Here is a 288-nt window from a genome sequence, read left to right as displayed (position 1 = left end):
GTGGTGCCGGTGGCGCCGGTGTTGACGGCTCGACCGGCGCCAACGCGGCGGCCGGCTCCGGCGGCAACGGTTCTGACGGCGGCGACGGTGGCAATGGCGGTAACGGTGGCCTGGGCGGCAACGGTGGTGCTGGTGGTGCTGGTGGTTCGGCGACCAACGGCAGTGCCGGTGGCCAGGGTGTCGGTGGTGTCGGTGGCAGCGGTGGTGCTGCCGGTGGCGCTGGCAACGGTGGCGACGGTGGTGCCGGTGCCGGCGGCGGCAATGGTGCGACCGCGGGCAGCGGTGGCG

The 288-nt window shown here is 75.0% G+C and carries 1 protein-coding gene; it reads left to right on the top strand.

Annotated features, from left to right (window positions below):
• The coding region (locus tag LI94_RS24230; protein WP_192831029.1) for a hypothetical protein at positions 1-288 on the top strand (288 nt) is incomplete at both ends.

Source organism: Mycobacterium sp. UM_Kg27 (assembly GCF_000972905.1).
Taxonomy (GTDB): Bacteria; Actinomycetota; Actinomycetes; order Mycobacteriales; family Mycobacteriaceae; genus Mycobacterium.
This window is presented reverse-complemented; position numbering and strand designations above follow the sequence as displayed.